This is a genomic window from Arhodomonas sp. KWT (assembly GCF_010993615.1).
In genome coordinates, this window is sequence record NZ_WNXE01000358.1 from 1 (window position 1) to 1,909 (window position 1,909).

Annotated in this window: 3 protein-coding genes; 1 reads left to right on the forward strand and 2 read right to left on the reverse strand. The window is 71.6% G+C overall.

Going from position 1 to position 1,909, the window contains the following annotated elements; genetic code table 11:
• Positions 1 to 300 (forward strand): hypothetical protein (locus G7A99_RS18870; RefSeq protein WP_163143098.1); only part of this gene is annotated, 300 nt, incomplete at its 5' end.
• 3 nt (positions 301 to 303) lie between these two features.
• Here G7A99_RS18870 and G7A99_RS18875 read toward each other — a convergent pair.
• Positions 304 to 1,269 (reverse strand): histone deacetylase family protein, encoded by a 966-nt coding sequence (locus G7A99_RS18875; protein ID WP_163143101.1) that lies wholly within the window; start codon positions 1,267 to 1,269, stop codon positions 304 to 306.
• Between the two features lie 40 nt (positions 1,270 to 1,309).
• Positions 1,310 to 1,741, reverse strand: coding sequence for a DUF4426 domain-containing protein (locus G7A99_RS18880; RefSeq protein ID WP_163143103.1), 432 nt, complete (start codon positions 1,739 to 1,741; stop codon positions 1,310 to 1,312).
• Between the last annotated feature and the right edge of the window lie 168 nt (positions 1,742 to 1,909).

Here is a 1,909-nt window from a genome sequence, read left to right on the forward strand (position 1 = left end):
TGGCTGGACGTGACACTGCCGGGGGACCTGCCGGTGCCGGCCCCCGAGCAGCGCCTGCACGCGGACGCCAAGGGCGCACTGGTACGTGCGGAGTACGCGCCGGTCGCCTGGGGGCGGACCATGCGCGTGGCGCAGCTCATGGAATCCCTCGAGGGCGTGAACGGACTGGTGTTCGCCACCCGGCAGTCGCTGGTCCCGTGTTTCCCCGGCGGCGCGCCGGTGCGCGGGATGCCGCGACTGGCCTGGCTGGAGTTCAGCGACCTGTCCGTGGAGCTGGCGGAGCCGCCGCCCCGGGAATAGTCGTTAAACGACCGGCTCGGTGCGGGTGCAGGCGTCGTAGCGCAGCCCCAGGAGCGCGGCGACGTGGGCTGCTGCGCTCGAGGCCAGGGCGTCGAGGTGATAGCCGCCCTCGAGCATGGAGACCAGCCGCCCACCACAGGTGTAGTCCGCTACCGAGGTCAGCTCCTCGGTCGCCCAGTGGAAGTCCGCCTCGCAGAGCTCCAGTCCCGCCAGGGGGTCGAGCCCGTGGGCGTCGAACCCCGCCGATACCAGCACGATATCGGGTTCGAAGCGCATGAGTGCGGAGATGACCTCGTTGTGGAAGTGCTCGCGAAAGAGCTCCGAGTCGCAGCCCTCGATCAGCGGGATGTTGTAGAGCGCGCCCTCGCGGTTGTCCTGACGCCGCCCGGTGCCCGGGAACAGCGGGCGTTGATGAGTGGAGGCGTACATGAACCCCTCGCGCGCACCGAGCATGGCCTGGGTGCCGTTGCCGTGGTGGACATCGAAATCCACCACCGCGACGCGCTGCAGGCCGTGTGCCGCGCGGGCGTGGGCCGCGGCGACGGCGATGTTGTTGAACAGGCAGAAGCCCATCGCCTGATCCGGCTCGGCGTGGTGTCCCGGGGGGCGGACCGCGCAGAACACCCGCCTCGCGTCGCCGGCGAGCACCGCGTCCACCGCCTGACAGCCGGCGCCGGCGGCATGGAGGGCGGCTTCGCCACTGCCGGCGCTGATCACCGTGTCGCCGTCGAGGCTGCGCCGCCCCTCTGCGGGGATGGCTGCCAGGGTCGCGGCGACGTAGTCCGCGTCGTGCACGCGCTCGAGCTGTTCCCGGCTGGCCGGGGTGGCCTCATGGCGCTCCAGGCCGGCGAACTCGTCGGCCTGGAGCGCGCGCAGGATGGCGCGCAGGCGCTGGGCGTTCTCCGGGTGGCCCGGGCCGGTATCGTGCTCCAGGCAGGCCGGGTGGGTGATCAGCCAAGTCTGGCTCATGGGGCGCTCTCCTTGGCGGGGCCACGGGGTGCGGCCGTTGTCATTCCTCGGGGAAGAAGGACTGCTCGAAGCTGAGCGTGTAGCTCGCGTCCGTGGTGTCCCGGGGCCGGACCTCCAACTCTACCCGCAAGCGGTCTGGCGGGTCGATCCGCGCGGTGGCGATGTAGTAGATGCCCCCGCCCTCGCGCACCTCCCGGAGACTCAGGCCCTGGGGCTGGCCGGCGTCGTTGATGGCGTTACCCGTCATCCTTGCGGGCACCGAGCGGCCGTCGCGGAGGACGGTGACGGTCACCAGGGCCCGGCCGCGGCTGCGGGCGACGTCATAGGCGCGGGCGACCTCGGGGGCGAGCATTGCCGTGGGGATGGCGTTGTAGTGGATCTCGTAGTCGCCGAAGCGCTCGCTGCGCTGTGCCTGGGCGGTGGCGCAGGTCAGGGCGAGTGCCGCGGCAAGAATGGGGCGCAGCAGCTTCATGACGGGACTCCTCCGTGTTCGTCCTGCCCCGAATTATACGCGCCCGCGTCGCGCTGCCTATCGCACGGCCGGTTCTCAGCCGGCGCGGCGGAAGCGGTACAGCGCGATCTCCGCGAGGAGGTTGGGCATCACCCCGGCCAGGCGCGGGCGGCGCAGATCGTGGGAGAG

Coding starts and splice junctions, on each gene's coding strand:
- G7A99_RS18875 (WP_163143101.1), bottom strand. CDS start 1,269: ATGAGCCAGACTTGGCTGATCACCCACCCGGCCTGCCTGGAGCACGAT.
- G7A99_RS18880 (WP_163143103.1), bottom strand. CDS start 1,741: ATGAAGCTGCTGCGCCCCATTCTTGCCGCGGCACTCGCCCTGACCTGC.